The 19,380-nt window shown below is 70.9% G+C and carries 17 protein-coding genes and 2 pseudogenes; 9 read left to right on the plus strand and 10 right to left on the minus strand.

The window, feature by feature from the left end; all coding sequences use genetic code 11:
- Positions 1–48: 48 nt before the first annotated feature.
- The 5 genes from OHA11_RS19620 to OHA11_RS19640 form a co-directional block, all read right to left on the minus strand.
- Positions 49–309, minus strand: a complete 261-nt coding sequence (locus OHA11_RS19620; protein ID WP_266498114.1) for a hypothetical protein — start codon at positions 307–309, stop codon at positions 49–51.
- Positions 306–668, minus strand: a complete 363-nt coding sequence (locus OHA11_RS19625) for a DUF6247 family protein (protein ID WP_266498116.1) — start codon at positions 666–668, stop codon at positions 306–308. Before OHA11_RS19625 ends, OHA11_RS19620 begins: the two co-directional genes overlap by 4 nt.
- Complete coding sequence (locus tag OHA11_RS19630) at positions 665–976, minus strand: hypothetical protein (RefSeq protein WP_266498117.1); 312 nt, start codon at positions 974–976, stop codon at positions 665–667. The genes OHA11_RS19625 and OHA11_RS19630 overlap by 4 nt, the downstream gene beginning before the upstream one ends.
- A gap of 82 nt (positions 977–1,058) precedes the next feature.
- Entirely contained in the window at positions 1,059–1,931 is an 873-nt protein-coding gene (locus OHA11_RS19635) for a DMT family transporter (protein WP_266507299.1), read from the minus strand.
- A gap of 375 nt (positions 1,932–2,306) precedes the next feature.
- Positions 2,307–5,330: an FAD-binding and (Fe-S)-binding domain-containing protein gene (locus OHA11_RS19640; RefSeq protein ID WP_266498119.1), complete on the minus strand. Its 3,024-nt coding sequence runs from the start codon at positions 5,328–5,330 to the stop codon at positions 2,307–2,309.
- A gap of 432 nt (positions 5,331–5,762) precedes the next feature.
- Between OHA11_RS19640 and OHA11_RS19645 the strand changes: the two are divergent.
- From OHA11_RS19645 to OHA11_RS19675, 7 genes and pseudogenes are all read left to right on the plus strand, one after another.
- Positions 5,763–6,746 (plus strand): annotated as a pseudogene (locus tag OHA11_RS19645) (ATP-binding protein); the annotation flags it as partial.
- A gap of 1,304 nt (positions 6,747–8,050) precedes the next feature.
- Positions 8,051–8,467, plus strand: coding sequence for a roadblock/LC7 domain-containing protein (locus tag OHA11_RS19650; RefSeq protein WP_266507301.1), 417 nt, complete (start codon positions 8,051–8,053; stop codon positions 8,465–8,467).
- Complete coding sequence (locus OHA11_RS19655; protein ID WP_266498120.1) at positions 8,464–8,820, plus strand: DUF742 domain-containing protein; 357 nt, start codon at positions 8,464–8,466, stop codon at positions 8,818–8,820. Before OHA11_RS19650 ends, OHA11_RS19655 begins: the two co-directional genes overlap by 4 nt.
- 16 nt (positions 8,821–8,836) lie before the next feature.
- On the plus strand, positions 8,837–9,541 hold the full coding sequence (locus tag OHA11_RS19660) for an ATP/GTP-binding protein (protein ID WP_266507303.1): 705 nt from the start codon (positions 8,837–8,839) through the stop codon (positions 9,539–9,541).
- A 35-nt stretch (positions 9,542–9,576) separates the two neighbouring features.
- Positions 9,577–10,797 carry a cytochrome P450 gene (locus tag OHA11_RS19665; RefSeq protein WP_266507305.1) on the plus strand — a complete coding sequence of 407 codons (1,221 nt, stop codon included), beginning with the start codon at positions 9,577–9,579 and terminating at the stop codon, positions 10,795–10,797.
- 86 nt (positions 10,798–10,883) lie between these two features.
- Positions 10,884–12,002, plus strand: coding sequence for a phosphoserine transaminase (gene serC / locus OHA11_RS19670; protein ID WP_266498121.1), 1,119 nt, complete (start codon positions 10,884–10,886; stop codon positions 12,000–12,002).
- A 356-nt stretch (positions 12,003–12,358) separates the two neighbouring features.
- A complete protein-coding gene (locus OHA11_RS19675) occupies positions 12,359–13,171 on the plus strand; it encodes an acyl carrier protein (protein WP_266498123.1) in 813 nt (270 codons plus the stop codon).
- Positions 13,172–13,361: 190 nt separating this feature from the next.
- On the opposite strand, the gene OHA11_RS19680 is transcribed toward OHA11_RS19675, so the two are convergent.
- The 3 genes from OHA11_RS19680 to OHA11_RS19690 form a co-directional block, all read right to left on the minus strand.
- Positions 13,362–13,898: a hypothetical protein gene (locus OHA11_RS19680; RefSeq protein WP_266498124.1), complete on the minus strand. Its 537-nt coding sequence runs from the start codon at positions 13,896–13,898 to the stop codon at positions 13,362–13,364.
- Between the two features lie 212 nt (positions 13,899–14,110).
- Positions 14,111–14,968: an ABC transporter permease gene (locus OHA11_RS19685; RefSeq protein WP_266498127.1), complete on the minus strand. Its 858-nt coding sequence runs from the start codon at positions 14,966–14,968 to the stop codon at positions 14,111–14,113.
- Positions 14,965–15,984 (minus strand): ATP-binding cassette domain-containing protein, encoded by a 1,020-nt coding sequence (locus OHA11_RS19690; protein ID WP_266498128.1) that lies wholly within the window; start codon positions 15,982–15,984, stop codon positions 14,965–14,967. The genes OHA11_RS19685 and OHA11_RS19690 overlap by 4 nt, the downstream gene beginning before the upstream one ends.
- A gap of 103 nt (positions 15,985–16,087) precedes the next feature.
- On the opposite strand from OHA11_RS19690, the gene OHA11_RS19695 reads away from it, so the two are divergent.
- Positions 16,088–16,852: a TetR/AcrR family transcriptional regulator gene (locus OHA11_RS19695; protein ID WP_266498130.1), complete on the plus strand. Its 765-nt coding sequence runs from the start codon at positions 16,088–16,090 to the stop codon at positions 16,850–16,852.
- A 96-nt stretch (positions 16,853–16,948) separates the two neighbouring features.
- Here the strand turns inward: OHA11_RS19695 and OHA11_RS19700 are convergent, their stop codons facing one another.
- Positions 16,949–17,971, minus strand: coding sequence for a helix-turn-helix domain-containing protein (locus OHA11_RS19700; protein WP_266498131.1), 1,023 nt, complete (start codon positions 17,969–17,971; stop codon positions 16,949–16,951).
- A gap of 206 nt (positions 17,972–18,177) precedes the next feature.
- Here OHA11_RS19700 and OHA11_RS19705 point away from each other — a divergent pair.
- Positions 18,178–18,282 (plus strand): annotated as a pseudogene (locus tag OHA11_RS19705) (IS5/IS1182 family transposase); the annotation flags it as partial.
- Positions 18,283–18,290: 8 nt separating this feature from the next.
- Here the strand turns inward: OHA11_RS19705 and OHA11_RS19710 are convergent.
- Positions 18,291–19,301, minus strand: coding sequence for a WD40 repeat domain-containing protein (locus OHA11_RS19710; RefSeq protein ID WP_266498132.1), 1,011 nt, complete (start codon positions 19,299–19,301; stop codon positions 18,291–18,293).
- Between the last annotated feature and the right edge of the window lie 79 nt (positions 19,302–19,380).

Raw genomic sequence — 19,380 nt, forward strand, 5'->3', positions numbered from 1 at the left:
GCGTGCGTGTTCTCTGCTGGGACAGCACCGATCGGCGAGAGTCGGCTCTCAGAGGAGAGGGTCGGAAGTGATCTGCCAGATGGTGACGAGTTCCGTGCGCGGCGTGACCATGTAGACGAAGAACCCGCCGTCCACGAATGCGTGCTTCGCCCCCTCGTCTGCCCCCTGAAAGGCAGGGCCGTGGAGGTAAAGGGCTTCAGCCGCTCTCACCAGCTCGTCCGCTCTCTTCTCCACCTCGGCGATGAACGCGGGCGGAGCGCCGGACGCCACGGTCTCCTCGTCGGGGATGTATTCCCAGTGCCAAGTCACGCGGCGTGCACCGCCTTGGCCGCGTCACGGTAGATGCCGCCGGCTGTGGTCAGGTGTGTGCGGGCCTCGTCAGGGGCGGTCGCGACGTGGGCGAGGTATTCGGCGCGGTGGTAGACCTTCGCCCTCTCCGGGTGCCGCTCGATCTCGATCAGAGCGGCCCAGTGGTTGAGGTAGGCGTGGACCGGCTTGATGGAGCCGTTCTCCAAGGCCTCCGCGAGTGCCTGGTCCCTGGCTTGGTCGTAGGCAGCCAGAAGCTGGGGGGCAACGACGGCGCAGGCCGCGCGGAGGGCGGCGGGGGTGCGCTCCGGGCGCGGGATAAGCGGTCCGTCGCCTGCTGTTTCGGCGTGCTGCGCGCTCATGCTGCCGTTCCCTTCGTCCTATCGGTGCCAGTTGTCCCGCTCTTGGTATCTCGCATCTGGCCCTCTTGCATCTGGCGGATACGCGAAGAGGTGTATCCGGACGCTTCGGCCACGCGGACCGGCCAGCCGCGCCGGGTGGAGGTGGTCAGGCCGTTGCTGATGGCCTCTGCGAGGCGGCCGGAGGCGGCGTCGAACGCTGCGCGTGCCGTGCGGATACGGTCGATGGCCGCCTTCTCGTCCGGGGTCATGGCGTCCGGCGTGAGGTGCGGGGTGTTGCGGGGATGGGGGGTGTTGGGGGTCCTGGGCACGAACCCGACTGTAGCGCTCACACCATTATTTGCGAAACAATTTGCGTTTTCTACCAGATGCGTCGGTCGCCCCGACCATCGGTCAAGACGCCGCCCCGGCCTCCAGCCCCTTGGCCCTGCCCCGCCCCACCTGGGTCCGTACCGCCCCCATGCTCGCCGCGATGACGAGTGTGATCGCCAGGGCCTCCGTCACGGACAGCGTCTGGCTCAGGACCAGGAAGCCCGCGATCGAGGCGACGGCCGGTTCGAGGCTCATGAGGACGGCGAAGGTGGAGGCCGGGAGGCGGCGCAGGGCGAGGAGTTCGAGGGTGTACGGGAGGACGGAGGAGAGGACGGCGACGGCGGAGCCCAGGGCGATCGTCGTCGGGTTCAGCAGCTTCGCGCCGGACTCTACGAGGCCCAGAGGCAGGAACAGCACGGCCGCCACCGCCATGGCGAGCGCCAGCCCGTCGGCCTGCGGGAAGCGGCGGCCCGTCCGTACGCTGAAAACTATGTACGCGGCCCACATGGCGCCCGCCGACAGGGCGAACGCGACGCCGACCGGGTCGAGGGTGTCGAAGCCTCCGCCGCCGAGGAGGAACACTCCGCCGAGAGCGAGGCCGGCCCAGACGAAGTTGAGGGCACGGCGGGAGGCCAGCACCGAGAGGACGAGGGGGCCGAGCACCTCCAGCGTCACGGCGGGGCCGAGCGGGATGCGGGCGACGGACTGGTAGAAGAGGCCGTTCATCGCGGCCATCGTGATGCCGAAGACGATGACGGTGCCCCAGTCCGCGCGCGAGTGGCCGCGCAGCTTGGGGCGGCAGATCACCAGCAGCACGATCGCGGCGACCGCGAGGCGCAGCGTGACGATGCCGAGCGCTCCGGCGCGCGGCATGAGACTCACGGCGAGGGCGCCGCCGAACTGGACGGAGATGCCTCCGGCCAGCACCAGGCCGACGGGCCCAAGGGCCCGCACTCCGCGTGAGCCACCCGTGGGAGCGGCACCGGACGCCGGCGCCGGGTCGGGCGTGGAGGCCGCCCCGGACTTGGAGGCCGGACCGGCGACAGCGCCCGCGCCCGTGGGGTTGGCGGCCACCGTCGGGGACTGGTCAGCGCTGGTGCTGGGGATGTTCACGGGGCCGTCCAGGAAGTTCGGGTCGAGAGTCGTAGTTCGTGGTTCGTCGTTTGTCGTGCGTGGTTCGTCGTTTGTCGTGCGTGGTTCGTCGTTTGTCGTGCTTGCCGTTCACCGTTCGTGGTTCGTTCACCATGGTGCACAGCTCGGTCCAGAGTAATGGACTTCGTCAGGACTGTGAACCCATTTTGAGGCTTACGGTGACCTCGGCGCCTCCTCCTACGAGTCGGGGCCGCCCAGTCCCTCCGCAAGCACCTCGGCCAGGTGTCGGCCCTTCACCCCGCCCACCTGTTCCAGCTGCGTGCGGCACGAGAAGCCGTCTGCCAGGACCACCGTCTCCTCCCCTGCCGCCCGGACCGCCGGCAGCAGTTGCTCCTCCGCGCAGGCCACCGACACCTCGTAGTGCCCCTTCTCGAAGCCGAAGTTGCCCGCCAGGCCGCAGCAGCCGCCGGAGAGTTCGCCGGTCAGGCCCGCCGCCGTGCGCAGGCGGCGGTCAGGCGTGTCGCCGAGTACCGCGTGCTGGTGGCAGTGCGTCTGGCCGGTGACCGGGCGGTCGACGTGCGGCGGGGTCCAGTCCGGGGCCTGGCTCTCCAGGGCCTCGGCGAACGTCACGACCGACTCCGCGAGCCGCCGCGCGCGCGGGTCGTCGTGGAGCAGCTCGGGGAGGTCGGTCCGGAGGGCGGCGGCGCAGCTCGGCTCCAGGACGACGAGCGGGGTGCCGAGGTGGGGTTCCATACGGTCGAGGGTGCGCCTCAGCACCGTACGGGCGCGGTCCAGTTGACCCGTGGAGACGTACGTCAGGCCGCAGCACACGCCGGACGGCGGCAGTTCCACCCGGCGTCCCGCGTCCTCCAGGACCCTGACCGCCGCCTGGCCCACCTCGGGCGAGAGGTGGTTCGTGAAGGTGTCGGGGAAGAGGAGAGTGACGGGCGGCCCCGCATCACCGCTCGGGTCCGCCGACCCGCCCACCTCAGGCCGGCTCTCCGACCTTCCCACCTCAGACCGGCCCTCCGACCCTCCCGCCCCGGGCCGACCCACCGACCCTCCCGCCCCAGGCCGACCCTCCGACCCTCCCGCCCCAGGCCGACCCACCGACCCTCCCGCCCCGGGCCGACCCACCAACCCGCCAATCCCGAGTCGTCCCGCCAATCCACCCCCATCACGCCGCCCGAACCACCCCCGGAACGTCTCCCCCGCCACCCGAGGAATCCTCCGCTCGGGCGCGATGCCTCCGAGCCGCTTTCCGACGCCGGCCAGCAGTCGTACCGAAGCGAGGAAGTTGACGACGCCCGCCAGGCGCAGGCGGGACACCGTCCGTAGCCAGATCGGTAGCCAGCCCATCGCGTAGTGGGCCGCCGGGCGGCGTCGGCCCTTGTAGTGGTGGTGCAGGAACTCCGCCTTGTACGTGGCCATGTCGACGCCGACCGGGCAGTCGGAGCGGCAGCCCTTGCAGGACAGGCACAGGTCCAGTGCGTCGCGGACCTCCGTGGACGCCCAGCCGTCGGTGACGACCTCGCCCGCGAGCATCTCGTGCAGCAGCCGGGCCCGCCCGCGTGTGGAGTGCTCCTCCTCGCCGGTCGCACGGAAGGAGGGGCACATGACGCCGGAGCCCGGACCGGCCGTCTCCGTACGGCACTTGGCGACGCCCACGCACCTGCGGACTGCCGCCGAGAAGTCGCCCCCGTCGTGCGGATAGCCGAAGGCCACGTCCACCGGCTTGCGCGGGAGCACGGCGAACCTCAGGTTCTCGTCCAGGGCCGCGGGCCGGACCAGCATCCCCGGATTGAGCAGGTCGTCCGGGTCCCACACCGTCTTCGCGCGCTCGAAGAGGGCGACCATCTCCGCCCCGTACATCTTCGGGAGGAGTTCCGCCCGGGCCTGTCCGTCGCCGTGTTCTCCGGAGAGCGAGCCGCCGTGGGCGACTACCAGCTCCGCCAGCTCCTCCGAGAAGCGGCGGAAGCGGGCGATGCCCTCGCGGGAGAGCAGGTCGAAGTCGATGCGTACGTGAATGCAGCCGTCTCCGAAGTGCCCGTACGGCGTGCCGCGCAGCCCGTGGGCGGACAGCAGCCCCCTGAAGTCCCGCAAGTACGGCCCCAGTCGGGCCGGGGGCACCGCGCAGTCCTCCCAGCCGGGCCACGCCTCGGTGCCGTCCGGCATCCGGGTCGCCGTACCGCTCGCGTCCTCGCGGACGCGCCACAGGGCCCGCTGACCGGCCGGGTCGGTGACCACGAGGGAGTCGACGACGTCCGCGGACCGCACGATCGCGTCCGCACGCGCGCGTGCCTCCGCCGCCGTCCCGCCGCCCGTCTCCACGAACAGCCAGGCGCCGCCCTTGGGCAGTCCCGCGTCCGCCCGTACGAGATCGGCCGCCATGCCCTCCACCGTCAACGGCCCGTACGGCAGCAGGCCCGCCGCTGCCTCGGCGGCGGCGCCCTCGTCCCCGTACGCCAGCACGGCGAGCGCACGCGCGCGTGGGGACTCGACGAGAGCGACGACCGCCTCCGTCAGCACGCCCAGGGTGCCCTCGGAGCCGCAGAAGAAGCGGGCTACGTCGGCGCCCTTCTCGGGGAGCAGCGCGTCCAGGGCGTACCCCGAGATGCGGCGGGGCAGGTCCGGGAAGCCCGTGCGCAGCCGCTCCAGCTCGCCCTCCACCAGAGCCCGCAGCCCCTCCGGAGCGCCCGCCCACGACCGGCCCGGCGACAGGGACTCGCCCCTCGCCGTCACCACGGACAGCTCGCGCACACTGTCGGCCGTCGTGCCCCAGGCCACCGAGTGCGACCCGCAGGAGTTGTTGCCGATCATCCCGCCGAGCGTGCACCGGCTGTGGGTCGACGGGTCGGGCCCGAAGCGCAGGCCGTGCGGCGCGGCGGCCTCCTGGAGGCGGTCCAGGACGACTCCCGGCTGGACCACGGCCGTGCGCGCCCGCGCGTCCAGGGACACGATCCGGTTCATGTGCCGGGTGAAGTCCAGGACCACGCCCGTGCCGGTCGCCTGTCCCGCGATCGACGTACCACCGCCGCGCGCGACGACCGGTACGCCCAGCCTGGAGCACACCGCCAGCGCCGCCGCCACGTCGTCGGCGTCTCTCGGGGCGACCACGCCGAGCGGTACGCGCCGGTAGTTGGACGCGTCCATGGTGTTCAGCGCCCGCGCGGTCGCGTCGAAGGCGACCTCTCCGCGCACGTCTTTCCGCAGCTCCGACCGCAACGCCGCCCGCAGCTCCCTCAGATCCTTTTCCGTCATACCTCCAAGAATGCCTCCCGTCACTGACAGTGACACGCGGCGGGGCGAGGAGGGTCTGCCCGCGGATTGAGAACGACTTGTGAAAGCGCAACCATTCCCACCCTGTGCGATCACGAACTCCCATATAGTTACGCCCAGTTGAGCACCAGGTGTCGCATCCCGCCCAGGACACGACCGAGGACACGATTCATGACCGCGCCCACTCAGCAAGCGCGCACCATCCCAGATCGGCCGTCCCCAGCGCACCTCGGCAGGGAACGACCCCGCCTGCGTGCCGTCGTGATCGCCCCGCTCCTGGCCGCCGTACCGGCGGCGTTCGCCGTCGGCGCCTCGGTCGCCCTGGCCCCCGTATCGGTGCGCGTACCCCTCGCCTGGGGCGGAAGCGCGGCCGTCGTCGTGCTGTGTGCGGCCGTCACGCTGGCGAGCCGCGCCATGGCGACCTCGCGATTACTGGTCCGCCGCCTCGAAGCGGTGTCCCAGGACGCGGACCGACTGCTCCATGAGCAGGCCCGTATCACGGAACTGGCGGCCCTCGAACGCGCCCGCCTCAACGACGAGTTCACCCGGGAACGCGCCCGCCTCGCCGAGCAGAACGCCCACCAGGCCGAGCAGAACGCCCACCAGAAGGTCCGCCTGGCCGCCGAACTCGACCGGGAGCGCGTCCGGCTCGGCGCGGAGCACGCGCGCGTGGCCGCCGAACTGCGCCGGGCGAGAACCGACCGCGCCGCCGCGATCTCCGCGGCCGCCAACACTGCGGGCCGGCTGCAGGCCCTGGCCACGAGCATGCTCGCCGACCTGCGCGCCATGGAGGAGAGGCACTCCGACGAGGACGTCCTCACCGACCTCCTCCACCTCGACCACCGCACCGCCCAGGCGGGCCGTCTCGCCGACTCCGTCGCCGTCCTCGCGGGCGCGCGCTCGGGCCGCCGCTGGGCGCGCCCCATCGTCATGGAGTCGATCCTGCGCGGCGCGATGGGCCGTATCAGCGGCTACCAGCGTGTACGTGTGCACTCGTCGAGCGAGGCCGCCGTGGCCGGGCACGCCGCCGAGGGCGTGATGCACGCGCTCGCCGAGATCCTCGACAACGCCGCGAACTTCTCGCCTCCGACGGCCGAAGTGCACGTCTACGTAGAGGAGGTTCCGGCCGGAGTCATCGTCTCCGTAGAGGACAGCGGGCTGGTGATGGGCGAGGTGCAGCTGCGCCGCGCCGAACGCGCCGTCTCCGGCGAGGAGGCTGAGCTCGGCGGCCTCAGCGGCACCCGGCTCGGCCTCGCGGTCGTCGGCCGCCTCGCCCTCAAGTACGGCCTGAGGATCTCCTTCCGCCCCTCCGCGCGCGGCGGCACGGGCGTACTGGTCCTCGTACCGCAGGACATCCTCGCGAGCCCGGCGACGGCCACCGCCACGCCTACGGCCACGGCTCCGACCCAGACAGCCGAGACAACCCGGACGACCCAGACCGCCCAGACGGCCCAGACCGCCCAGACGGCCCAGACGGCCCAGGCTCCGGCTGCGGCTCGGAGGGTCACTCGGACAACGACTGCGGCTGCCGCTGGGACTGGGACCGCGGCTGGGGCCGCGCCCCAAGCTCCGACTCCGGCTCCTGCCGCGACGCCGACTCCGAGAGCGCCCGCGTTTACGCCCACGCCCGCGACCGCGACTCAGGCAGGGGTCCCGTCCCCGGCACCCGCCCCGGCTCAGGAGTCGGCCCTCGCTTGGGCCCCGGCACCGACTCAGTATCCGGCTCAGGTACCAGCCCCTCAGGTGCCAGTCCCTCAGGTGCCGAACGCTCAGATGCCGGCCACTCAGCTACCGGCCGCCGCTCAAGGACCGGCCGTGACTCAGGTACCGGCCGTCACTCAGGTACCGGCCGTCCCCCAGGTACCGGCCGTCCCCCAGGTACCGGCCGTCACTCAGGTACCGGCCGCGACGCCAGTTTCGGCACCCGCCCCGGCCACGGCCACGGCTTGGGTCCCGATTCCCGCAACCCATGAGGCCCAAAACCCACACAACACCCACGGCACCCACGGCACCCACGGCACCCACAGCCTCCATGGTCCGCAGGACCCCCACGGCACCCACAACGCTCAAGGCACCCATGAGCCCGCGCAGCTCGACCAGTTGACGCATCCGTCCTGGCCTCAGCCCCAGCCCTGGCCCCAGCAGTCGTACGCCGCCGCGCACGCCCGCTCCGACCTGGACCCGGAGCCCGTACCGGCCCACGGCTCGCCGCTGCCTCCGCCCGTGGCCGCCGACGAGCACATCGGCATCCTGCCCAAGCGCCGCCGAGGCCGCACCCTCGCCGAGGCGGAGGCCGAAGTGGAGGCCCAGCGCGCCCGCATCAGGCCCCCGGCCGAGCCCCACAGCCTCGACAACCCCAACGGCCCTCCCGGCGCCCACGGCTCGCACGGCTCCAACTCCCCCGAGTTCCAGCCCCAGTCGCGGTTCCAGCCCCAGCCCCAGGAGGCCCCCGACACCGCGCCCGAAGACGTGATGGCCCGCGCCGCCCGCTTCAGCAGTTTCCGCCAGGCCGTCCGAGGGACGTCGGCGGAGGAGCCCGTACAGGCCCGTACGAGTCCTGCCACCTCCCATCCCGAAAGCGACCCCACTTCATGACCGGCCCCACCGGCCCCATAGGCACCCCGGCCACGACCGCCATCTCCTCCGCCTCCGGCACCGCTGCCGGCACCGCCGGCACCGCCGACGAGGAGCTCACCTGGCTCATGGAGGGCATGCTGGCGCGCACCCCCGGCGCCCGGCACGCGCTCGTGCTCTCCCGGGACGGTCTGAAGCTGTGTCGTACGCCGGAACTCTCCGTCGACCAGGCGGACCAGCTCGCCGCCATCGCCGCCGGGATCCAGTCGCTGTCGCACGGGGCGTCCATGGAGTTCGGGGACGGCACCGGGGGCGTACGGTCGGCGATGGCCGAGTTCTACGGCGGGGTGCTGTTCATCGTGGAGGCGGGCGCGGGCGCGCACCTGGCCCTGGTCACGGCCGAGGAAGCGGACCCCGGGCTCGTCGGGCACAACATGGGCGAACTCGTGGAGCAGCTCGGCGAACACCTGAGCGCGCAGCCTCGTACGTCACCGAGCGAACAGCCCCGTAGCAACCCATTGAGCGCGCAGCCTCGTACCTCATGAGCCGGCCGGGCAGGGACGACGCGCCCGACCGGCTCTACACACTCACCCAAGGACGCAGCCGGTCCATGCCCGGCACGCCGTTCGACCTGGTGACCCTGGTCGTCGCCGAGTGCGACGCCGTCCCCGGCATGCAGTCGGAGCACGCGGCGATCCTGCGCCTCACCGGACGGCCGACCGCCGTCGCGGAGGTCGCCGCCGAGCTGCGGCTGCCGGTGAGCATCACGAAGATCCTGCTCTCCGACCTCCTCGCCGCGGGCCGCGTCAGCGCCCGCCACCCGCGAAGGGCCGTACGCGCCGGCCACACCGATCCCGACATCCTGGAGCAGGTGCTCGTTGGACTCCGCAACCTCTGAAACGACCGCCGCCGCCATGGAGGCCCGTACGCCCTTGGAGGCGTCCGCCGACAACGGGCTGAAGATCGTGATCGTCGGCGGTTTCGGCGTCGGCAAGACGACGATGATCCACTCGGTCAGCGAGATCCGCCCGCTCAGCACCGAGGAGACGATCACGCGGGCCGGTGGGACGGTCGACGACGTCAGCGCGGTGCCCGGCAAGTCCGCGACCACCGTCGCCTTCGACTTCGGCCGCATCACGCTCAGCGCCCGCACCGTGCTCTACCTCTTCGGCGCGCCCGGCCAGGAGCGTTTCTGGTACCTCTGGGACCGGCTCTTCTCCGGCGCGCTCGGCGCGGTCGTGCTCGTCGACACGCGGCGCATCGACGACTCCTGGTACGCCATCGACCGGCTCGAACGCCTCGGCACCCCGTTCATCATCGCGCGCAACCACTTCGGCGGCCCCGCCCACCCGCTCGAACAGGTCCGCGACGCCCTCGACCTCGCCCCGCACATCCCGCTCGTCGACTGCGACGCCCGCTCCCGCGACTCCGGCAAACGCGTCCTGATCACGCTGGTCGAGCACATCAAGAGCCTGTACCTCGCCGAGAACCCGCAGGCCATCGAGAGCGTGCGGACCGCGAGGAGTCCGTACGCGGCCGAAGGCGCCGCCGGTACGTCACAGGACCACGTCATCGCACCCAGAGCACCCAGAGCACCCAGACAGGAGTCGGCCCAGTGAACCCCGTCCCCGTGCCCCTCAACGGGCCCCGGTTCATGGCCGAACCCGCCCAGCTGTACCGGGAGTTGAGGCGCGAACACGGTGCCGTGGCGTCGGTGCTGCTCGACGGGGACATCCCGGCCTGGCTCGTGCTCGGCTACCGCGAGCTGCACCAGGTCACCGGCGATCCGGTGCTGTTCAGCCGCGACTCCGGGCTCTGGAGCCAGTGGCACCGCGTCCCCGACGACTGGCCGCTGCTGCCGCTGATCGGCCGCGGCCAGCCGTCCATCCTCTACACCGTCGGCGAACGCCACCGCGAGCGCGCCGCGATGATCAGCGACGCCCTCGAAGCCGTCGACGCCTTCGAACTGCGTACGCTCGCCGAGCGGTTCGCCGACGAACTGATCGACGCGGTGTGCGCCAAGGGCGAGGCGGACCTCGTCGCGGACTACGCGACCCTGCTGCCCGTACGCGTCCTCGCCACCCTCTACGGCTTCGCCGACGAACAGGGCCCGGGGCTCGTCGCCGCCCTGAACGACATGGTCAACGGGCACGAGGACGCCATCACGGGGCAGCTGCACGTGGGCACGGCGATGGCCCGACTGGTGGCGGACCGGGCGGCGCGCCCCGCGGACGACGTGGTGAGCCGCATGCTCGCGAGAGCACACTCGGCAGGAGGCGGGAGCGGCTTCACCCCCATGACGCCCTTCACGCACGAGGAGATCACCCAGGACCTGATGGTGATGATGGCCGCGGGCCACCAGCCGACCGCCGACTGGATCGGCAACTCGCTGCGGCTGATGCTCACGGACGAGCGGTTCGCGGCCTCGCTCTTCGGCGGGCGGCGCAGTGTCGCCGAGGCCATGAACGAGGTCCTGTGGGAGGACACGCCCACCCAGAACGTGGCCGGGCGCTGGGCCGCCCGCGACACCCGGCTCGGCGGGCGGGCCGTCCGCGCCGGTGACCTGCTGCTGCTCGGCCTCCAGGCCGCGAACCACGATCCGCAGGTCCGCACCCACGGTTCCGCCCTCACCGGTGGCAACAGCGCGCACTTCTCCTTCGGCCACGGGGAGCACCGGTGTCCGTTCCCGGCACAGGAGATCGCGGAGGTCGTGGCCCGCACGGCCATCGAGGTCGTCCTGGACCGCCTCCCGGACATCGACCTCACGGTCCCCGCGGAGTCGCTGCCGCGCCGCCCTTCCCCATGGCTACGGGGCCTGACGAAACTGCCGGTACGCTTCACACCGGCTCCGGCGCTCGGGGGTCCGCGCGCCTGACAGACGCTTTTCCTCACCCGGCGGGAACCGTCTCATCCGACGGACGACGTTTCACCCAGGTTTCCCGGAACGGATACGCTCCCGTCGTGGCTGATATCCAGATCCCCGCTGACCTCAAGCCCGCCGACGGCCGTTTCGGCGCGGGCCCCTCCAAGGTGCGTACGGAGTCGCTCACCGCGCTCGCCGCCACCGGCACATCCCTGATGGGTACGTCCCACCGCCAGGCCCCGGTGAAGAACCTCGTCGGGAAGGTCCGCGAGGGCGTGAGCGACCTCTTCCGGCTCCCCGAGGGCTACGAGGTCGTCCTCGGCAACGGCGGCTCCACCGCGTTCTGGGACATCGCGACCCACGGCCTGATCGAGAACAAGTCGCAGCACCTCACCTTCGGTGAGTTCAGCTCGAAGTTCGCCAAGGCCGCGAAGCTCGCGCCGTGGCTGGCCGAGCCCACCGTGATCAGCAGCGACCCCGGCACGCACCCGGAGCCGGTCGCCGAGGCGGGCATCGACGTCTACGCCTTCACGCACAACGAGACCTCCACCGGTGTCGCGGCGCCCGTCAAGCGCGTCGCGGGCGCCGACGAGGGCGCGCTCGTCCTCGTGGACGCGACGAGCGGCGCCGGCGGCCTGCCCGTCGACATCGCCGAGACGGACGTCTACTACTTCGCCCCGCAGAAGTCCTTCGCCGCGGACGGCGGCCTGTGGATCGGGATCTTCTCCCCGGCGGCGATCGAGCGCGCGGAGCGCGTCCACGCGAGCGGACGCCACGTCCCGGAGTTCTTCTCGCTCCCCACGGCGATCGACAACTCCCGCAAGAACCAGACGTACAACACCCCGGCCCTCGCCACCCTGTTCCTCCTGAACGACCAGCTGGAGTGGATCAACGGCCAGGGCGGCCTCGACTGGTCCACGGCCCGTACGAAGGACTCCTCGACCCGCCTCTACACCTGGGCCGAGGAGAGCAAGTACGCGACCCCGTTCGTCACCGACGCCACCAAGCGCTCGCAGGTCATCGGCACGATCGACTTCGCCGAGGAGATCGACGCGGCGGCCGTCGCCAAGACCCTCCGCGCCAACGGCATCGTCGACACCGAGCCCTACCGCAAGCTCGGCCGCAACCAGCTCCGTGTCGCCATGTTCCCCGCGATCGCCCCGGCGGACGTCGAGGCGCTCACGAAGTGCATCGACTACGTGATCGAGAAGCTGTAGTCGTTTTCGCGAAGCTGTAGTCGTTTTCGTTACGACGAGGAAGGGCGCCCCGCGGATCAACCGCGGGGCGCCCTTCCTCGTCCCCCGTCGTCCCCCGTCGTCCCCCGTCGTCCCCCGCCATCCTTTGTCGCCCTTCGTCGTCGAGGGCAATGCCGAGTGGCCTGCGGCCGACGTCCAGGTGAACCCGCAACCCGGACAAACCCGCCTCTCGCCACAGCCGCGTAACAGCGGCCGCACAGAGGACAACTCCCGCCCCACCCCGCCGGTCAACCTGCTGCGTCGCACACCCGCGCCGCGGCGGAACCGGTGCCGCCCGGCGCAACTCCTCCAGTCCCTAACGAAGTTGGAGTTGCCCCATGCCCAGGAAGTCCCTGCCGACACGGCTCGCCGCCACCGCCGCGCTCCTGCTCGCCGCGGGCGCCCTGTCCGCGCCCGCCGCCTCGGCGAAGCCCGCGGACCCCTCCCCCAGCGACGCCTACGTGCTGACCGTGAGCACCAACCCGGCCGGCACCGACTACGACAACCGCCACGTCGACGTCACCGGCACCGTCACCAAGGCCGACGGCACCCCGGCGCCCAACATCCCCGTCACCATCCAGGAGGTCGTCCGCTTCACCACCTGGAATCCGTGGGGCGACCCGATCGATCCCACCTACTACGAGCCGCGCGACCTGGGCAAGCCGGTCAGCGACGCCAACGGGAAGTTCACCGTCCCCAACGTCAACATCGACCACATGAGCGGCAGCAGCCTGCTCAACGTCCAGCACGACGTGCAGATCACGGCCTTCTACGACGAGGACGGCGACCTCAACACCCCGCAGGACGGCTACTTCGCGGACACCACCGTGGCCGCCAACACCAAGTCCAGTTCGGTCAGTTACCAGGTCAACAAGAAGAAGGTGAAGGCGGGCGACATCCTCACCGTCCAGGGCAAGGTCACCCTCCCCAAGGGGGTCGAGCCCCAGGGCACCGAGGTCTTCCTGCAGACCTACTGGGAGCAGGAGTACGACGTGAAGACCACCGTCGAGGACGACGGCTTCTTCGTGATGTCCGTGCGCGTCTCGGGCTACGACGACACGTTCAAGCTGCGCACGGCTCCGACGGACCTCTACGTGGCGGGAGCGGAACAGTCGCTCCCGATCACCAAAACGTCGCTGCCCCGCAAGTAGCCCCTGGGAAACACGTAGCCCCGGGAGAAGCAGCACCCGCGTCCCCCGGCAACGGGTCACGGGTCACGGGTCACCCTCGCGCGAGCGGAGGTGACCCGGCCGGGGCACGGCTCAGCCCCCGTCAGCCCCCGTCAGCCCTCGTCAGCCCTCGTCAGCGCTCGCCAACCCCCGTCAGCTCTCGCCAGCCCCGTCAGCTCTCGTCCGAACGGGACAGAGCTTCGGTGATCATGCGGGTGGCGAAGTCGGGGTCGTCGGTGATGCGGTTGATGTGCTCCGCGAGCAGGAAGGCGGTGACCTCCAGCGGGGTCATCTCCTCCTCGGTCCAGTCTCCGTACTGGTTGCGCCAGAGGTTGGGGCTCAGGCCGATGCCCGCGGCAACGACCAGGCCGGTCATGGTGGGGACGACCTCGGGGCGGACGCTCTTGGTCATCATGCGCATCGAGCCCACGAGGGTGGGCACCACGTACTCGATGACGTCCTTGTCCTGGCTCTCGTGCGCCTTCCTCAGCCAGGTCATGAACATGTAGATGAGCGTGCACGCGCCGTCCAGCACGTCATTGAACCCCTTGGGGCCCAGCGACGCGACGTACTGGTCCATCAGCGCCTGCTGTTCGGGGTCGGTCTCGGTCTTGCCTTCGTGGATGGTCTTGAGCCGGGAGTCGATCAGCATGAGCACCGCGCCCACGTCACCGACGGGAGCATGCTGAGGGTCGCAGGGCGATGACACAGGAATCCTCCTCAAGTGGCCGCAGTGGGTAGCGCGGCGTATCCGTACAGTAGTTGGCCGACGGGGCGAGGGTCGGCGACTTCTCGCTTCTACGACTGCGACTGCGACGCGACTGCACGGCGACCGCACTGCGATTGGGCACTGCGATCGCGACCGATTCACTTCACGACCGCGACCGATCTCCTTGCTGAGCCGACTACTTGCTGAGCCGACTACTTGCTGAGCTTCTGGAACCTCCGCACCGCCAGCGGAACGAAGATCAGCGTGAGGATCAGTGGCCACACACCCGCCATCAGCAGGGCGTGCTGCTCGACCCACGAGTCGCCGCTGCCCACCGGCGTGCCGAACAGTTCGCGGGTGGCCGCGGCCGTCGACGAGATCGGGTTCCAGGCCGCCACGAAGCCGAGCCAGTCCGGCATCAGTTGGGGGGCGACGAAGATGCTGGAGATCATCGTCAGCGGGAACGCGACCGCGAACAGACCCCCCGCCGCCTCCGGGTTGGGCACGAGCAGACCGAGCCACACCCCGAGCCAGATCAGCGCGAACCGCAGCCACAGCAGCAGCGCGAAGGCGCCCAGGAAACCGAAGCCGCCGTCGGGCCGCCAACCCATCGCGACGGCGGTGAGCATCAGGATCGTCAACTCCGCGCAGGCGACGATGAGATCGGTGACCCCGCGCCCTGCGACCACCGCGGACGGCGCCATCGGCATGGAGCGGAAGCGGTCGATGACGCCCTTCGTGGAGTCGTACACGACGAGCGTCGCGGTGTTGATGAACCCGAAGGCCATCGTCATCACGAACATGCCCGGCATCAGGAAGTCCCGGTAGTCACCGCCGCCGGGCACGGACATCGCACTGCCGAACACATACCCGTACAGCAGCACGGACAGGATCGGGAAGCCCAACTGCCAGGCGATGTTGATGGGTTGGCGCTGGTAGTGGGTGAGGCCGCGCCGGACGACGTTCCAGCAGTCGACCAACGCCCAGTACGCACGGCCGTGTTCGTCGACGGCGGGCGTCCCGGTCGGCGTCCCCGTCGGCGCCCCCGTCGCTTCGAGCGTGCCGCTCATGCCACGGCCTCCTTCGTGTCCTCGGCACCCTGAGTGCCCTTCACGCTCTTCACGTTCGTCTCGTCCTCGGTGACATCCGTACGGTGTCCCGTCAGTCGCAGGAACACGTCGTCGAGGCTCGGCCTGCGCAGGCCGATGTCCTCCACCCGCACACCCTCGTCCTGGAGGGTGCGCGCCACCTCGGTGAGGGCCGCGACCCGGTCGGTGACGGGCGCGTGCACCCTCAACTCGGTCTCGTCCGACTCCGGTTCGCCGTCCGAGACGCGGGCGACGACCTTCACCGCCCGCGCGATGTCGGACCGCTCGGCGACCACGACCTCGATCCGGTCGCCGCCCACCGTGCTCTTCAGCCCGTCCGGGGTGTCGTCGGCGATGGCCCGCCCCTGGTCGATCACGGTGATGTGCGAGGCGAGCTTGTCGGCCTCCTCCAGATACTGCGTGGTCAGCAGCACGGTGGTACCGCCGGTGACCAACTCCCGTACGGAGTCCCACACTTCGCCCCGACCGCGCGGGTCGAGCCCGGTCGTCGGCTCGTCGAGGAAGAGCACCTTCGGCGTGAGGATCATCGACGCGGCGAGGTCGAGACGCCGCCGCATGCCGCCGCTGTACTTCCCGACCCCCTTGTCCGCGGCGTCGGCCAGGTCGAACTGCTCCAGCAGCTCCCCCGCCCGCAGCCGCGCCCGGCGCCCGCCCAGGTGGAACAGCCGCCCGAACATCTCCAGGTTCTGCCGACCGGTGAGCACCTCGTCCACCGCGGCGTACTGACCGGTGAGCCCGATCCGCGCCCGCACCTCCCGCGGCCGGCGTGCGACATCCAGGCCCGCCACCTCCGCACTGCCCCCGTCCAGCTTCAACAGCGTGGCGAGGATGCGGACGGCGGTGGTCTTGCCCGCGCCGTTCGGCCCCAGCAGGCCGTGCACCGTGCCCTCCCGCACGGCCAGGTCGAAGCCGGCCAGCGCCCGCTTCTCCCCGTACCGCTTCTCCAGTCCCTCGGCCCGCACCGCGTAACCGCTCACAGCACTCCCCCAATCCCTGAAGCCCATCCTCAAACTGAGTACACCGTACCCTTTTGAGAGTACACCGTACCCAGTTCCGCTCCAAGGGATTATCCTGAGATCCATGACAAGCGGCCCGGGCAGCACGGAAACCAGCGGCAGCGGAGACATCACCCGCACCCTTCACCTGCTGTGGGACACGGGCCCCCGGCCCAGCCGCGGCCCCAAGCCGGGCCTCACGCTCGACCGGATAGTGGAAGCGGCGGTCCGGATCGCCGACGCGGACGGACTGGAGGCCGTGTCGATGCGCCGGCTCTCCACGGAGCTCGGCACGGGCACGATGTCCCTCTACCGGTACGTGCCCGGCAAGGGCGAGCTGCTCGACCTGATGCTGGACCGCGTACAGCGCTCGGCCGCCGACACCTCCGTCTTCGGCGAGAACTGGCGCTCCACGCTGGAGGTGCTCGGCCGCGAAAGCCTCGCCCTCTACCAGCGCCACCCCTGGCTGCTGAAGGTCAACCAGTCCCGCCCGGTCCTCGGCCCCAGCGCCATCGACGGCATGGAGAAGGTGATCTCCCGCATCAGGCCCATGGGGCTGAGCGATCCGGAGCTGGTCTCGGTGGTCATCCTGATCGACTCGTACGTCACCGGCGCCGCCCGCACCCAGCTGTACGCCCAGGAGGCGGAGCACAGGACGGGCCTGACGGACGCGGAGTTCTGGGCCGCCCAGGCCCCGGTCCTGGAACAGGTCATGACCAGCGGCCGCTACCCCGTGATGGCCTCACTCGCGGAGGACGCCTTCGGCCCCGACTTCGACCACTTCGACTTCGGCCTGCAACGAATCCTGGACGGCTTGGAGACACTGGTCCAGCGCAGGGGCACCGGTTAGGGGCACCGGTTAGGGGCACCGGTTAGGGGCGCCCTTCAGGGGCGCGGGGAACTGCGCGACCAGCCCGACGTCGAATGCGACACCATCGGCCTGTGATCAGGCAGCCGAGCTGATCAGGAACTCCTGGTCTGCCGTCCCGTCGCAGGGCTTCACCGTGACATCGGCTCCGGTCTTGGTGGAGTCGTCGCGCAGGCCCACACAGCTCCGGGTGCCCTCCAGCCGGAGGAGGTAGCGGGTGGTTCGGCCGACGGGCTCGATGCGGAAGTGCTGGTAGGGCCGATTGGCGTCGCAGCTCTTCCACGGCCACGGTTCCAGCAGGTCCTGGCCCGGGCCCTCGCGGCGCAGGGTGAGACAGCCCCGGCCGTGCTGCGGGTGCTGCCACTCGATGAAGTACGTCGTCCGTGACGCGGAAGGGTCGACTGGCCTGAGGTACGTGTGGGGCGGCCTGGCCTCTTCGCAGGGCAGTTGTGCCGCGACCGCGTTCAGGTATTCGCCCCGGGTGTCCCGGCCCTCGGTGAGGCACAGATGGGGCGTGCGGGCGGGGCGGATCTCCGCGAAGCCCCGCAGAGCCTTGACGGTCGCAGCCTCCGGGCCGGCGGAGGAGGCGGGCGGGGACGGGGGAGAGGAGCCCGCCGCCGTCGACAGCGTCCATACCAAGACCGAGATGGCGGCCAGAGCCGCCGTGACCGTCCCGGCGAGGACCCACCACTTCGTCCGCCGCCGCAGCCCGCCGATCCGCACGGCCGCCACCCACGAGTGGATCCGTCCCGCCGCGCTGTCGGCGGCTGCGGGGCCAGAACCAGGAGCGGTTTCCGGCGGCCGCGCGCCCGCCCCCTCCTCTGCCCGCTGCCTGGCCTCCAGCCATGCGGGCACATCCGCCTCGGCCGCACCGCAGGCCCGCACGTACGCGGCCAGCGTCTCGGGACCCGGCAGACGGGTTCCACGGAGCATGTCGCTGACCGTGCTGCGCGCCAGCAGCTCTCCCCGCGCCTGGGCCCGCCCCTCCAACTCGCGCAGGGTCAGGCCGGATCGCTCCTTCAGCTCGCGCAACAGGCCGACGAGAGCGGCGATGTCACGTACGCCTCGCAGATCGAACGCCTCACTCCTGTCCGAATTCACGCTCCATGCTCACCGATCTGGCCCGCTGCAACAAATACGCATCTAGACAATCAATGGAGGGAACTGGCCATCGCCGTTCGCACGGCCTTGCTCCCTCACCACCGCTTCTGGCAGTCCGGACAACGCTGGGTCGAAGCAATCGTGGCCGCGGAGGTGAGAACCACGACAGTCTCCGCCAGGGCGAGGACTTCCCGCACCCGGCCCGGCGGCTGATGGCCCAGGCCGACGCGGACGAGGACCTCAGCTGGGCTGTCCCGGTGGACTCCACGATCGTGCGTGCTCACCAGCGCGCCGCTGGGGCCCGCACAAACGAAACTGCCTAGTCGCGCGGCTCGCGCCGGAACAGCCGCTTGAGCCCGTAAATGACAACCAAGGCGGCCCCCAGGGCGATCGCCCCCTTCGTGAGGTCGGCGTTCATCCCGTCGTCGGTGCCGTCACCGCTGGCCGAACCCCCGTCCCCCGAGGACGACTTACCGTCTCCCCCGCCCGCACCGGGAGCGTCCTCCGGCTCCACCGAACTGCCGGACCCCTCACTCCCGTACAGCAGCGTGGACCCGTCGGGGGTGTACGCGATCGACTCGCCCTGTCCCTGGAGGGGCACGTTCAGCCGGTCCTCCTGCTTCACCTTCCCGCCGTTCCACGTGTACGCGAGGCCGCCGAAGTAGCCGCGTACGGCGAGCCGCTTGCCGTCGGGCGAGAAGGCGCCGTCGGTGACCCAGAGGCCGATGTCGCCGATGCGCTTGAAGGTGTTGGTGCCGGAGGCGGAGAGCTTGGCGGGCCCTTCGTACAGGCCTCCGCCGTCCTCGTTCTTCGAGACGATGTAGGCCCGCCCGGTCTTCGGGTGCACCATGAGGGCCTCCGCGTCCCGCGCGCCGTCCGCGTATTTCACGTCGTACTGCGTGGCGCGGATGCTCTGGTCCTTGAGCTGCTTCGGCTCGGGCAGTTCGTAGATCCAGACGTGGTCCCACGCGCCGTTGAGGTTGTCGCCGATGTCGCCGACGTAGAGGTGGCCGTTCGGGCCGATGGAGATGGCCTCGACGTCCCGGGGCCGGCCGACGCCCGTCATGGTCACCGTGGCGACCGTCTCGCCGGTCTTGCTGTCGACCGCGTAGAGGAAGGCCCCGTCGTCGCTGTCGTTGTGGGTCCAGTAGACCCCGGGGTGGGCGCGGGAGGCGACGAGCCCGCTGGACTCGGTGATCCGGGGATCCTTGATCGTGAACCCGTCCGCACCCTCCGCCCCGTCGGCATCGGCGGCGACGGCGGGCGCGACGAGCACCCCGGCAAGGAGCACAGGGAGGGCCCCGACAAGGAACGCAAGCGAGCGACGCATGCCCCCAAGCCTGCCATCCCCGTCGCCGGTTCAGCGGGCGTGTCCATCCTCACACTCCGCCCGTCCCCCCGCACGCTCC

It is taken from the genome of Streptomyces sp. NBC_00878, from assembly GCF_026341515.1.
Taxonomy (GTDB): Bacteria; Actinomycetota; Actinomycetes; order Streptomycetales; family Streptomycetaceae; genus Streptomyces.

What these genes read in the sequence shown, in the direction of transcription:
- OHA11_RS19625 (WP_266498116.1), bottom strand. Translation starts at nt 668, where the DNA reads ATGAGCGCGCAGCACGCCGAAACAGCAGGCGACGGACCGCTTATCCCG.
- OHA11_RS19660 (WP_266507303.1), top strand. Translation starts at nt 8,837, where the DNA reads ATGGAGGCCCGTACGCCCTTGGAGGCGTCCGCCGACAACGGGCTGAAG.
- OHA11_RS19675 (WP_266498123.1), top strand. Translation starts at nt 12,359, where the DNA reads ATGCCCAGGAAGTCCCTGCCGACACGGCTCGCCGCCACCGCCGCGCTC.
- OHA11_RS19710 (WP_266498132.1), bottom strand. Translation starts at nt 19,301, where the DNA reads ATGCGTCGCTCGCTTGCGTTCCTTGTCGGGGCCCTCCCTGTGCTCCTT.
- OHA11_RS19665 (WP_266507305.1), top strand. Translation starts at nt 9,577, where the DNA reads ATGGCCGAACCCGCCCAGCTGTACCGGGAGTTGAGGCGCGAACACGGT.
- OHA11_RS19655 (WP_266498120.1), top strand. Translation starts at nt 8,464, where the DNA reads ATGAGCCGGCCGGGCAGGGACGACGCGCCCGACCGGCTCTACACACTC.
- OHA11_RS19650 (WP_266507301.1), top strand. Translation starts at nt 8,051, where the DNA reads ATGGAGGGCATGCTGGCGCGCACCCCCGGCGCCCGGCACGCGCTCGTG.
- OHA11_RS19685 (WP_266498127.1), bottom strand. Translation starts at nt 14,968, where the DNA reads ATGAGCGGCACGCTCGAAGCGACGGGGGCGCCGACGGGGACGCCGACC.
- OHA11_RS19695 (WP_266498130.1), top strand. Translation starts at nt 16,088, where the DNA reads ATGACAAGCGGCCCGGGCAGCACGGAAACCAGCGGCAGCGGAGACATC.
- OHA11_RS19640 (WP_266498119.1), bottom strand. Translation starts at nt 5,330, where the DNA reads ATGACGGAAAAGGATCTGAGGGAGCTGCGGGCGGCGTTGCGGTCGGAG.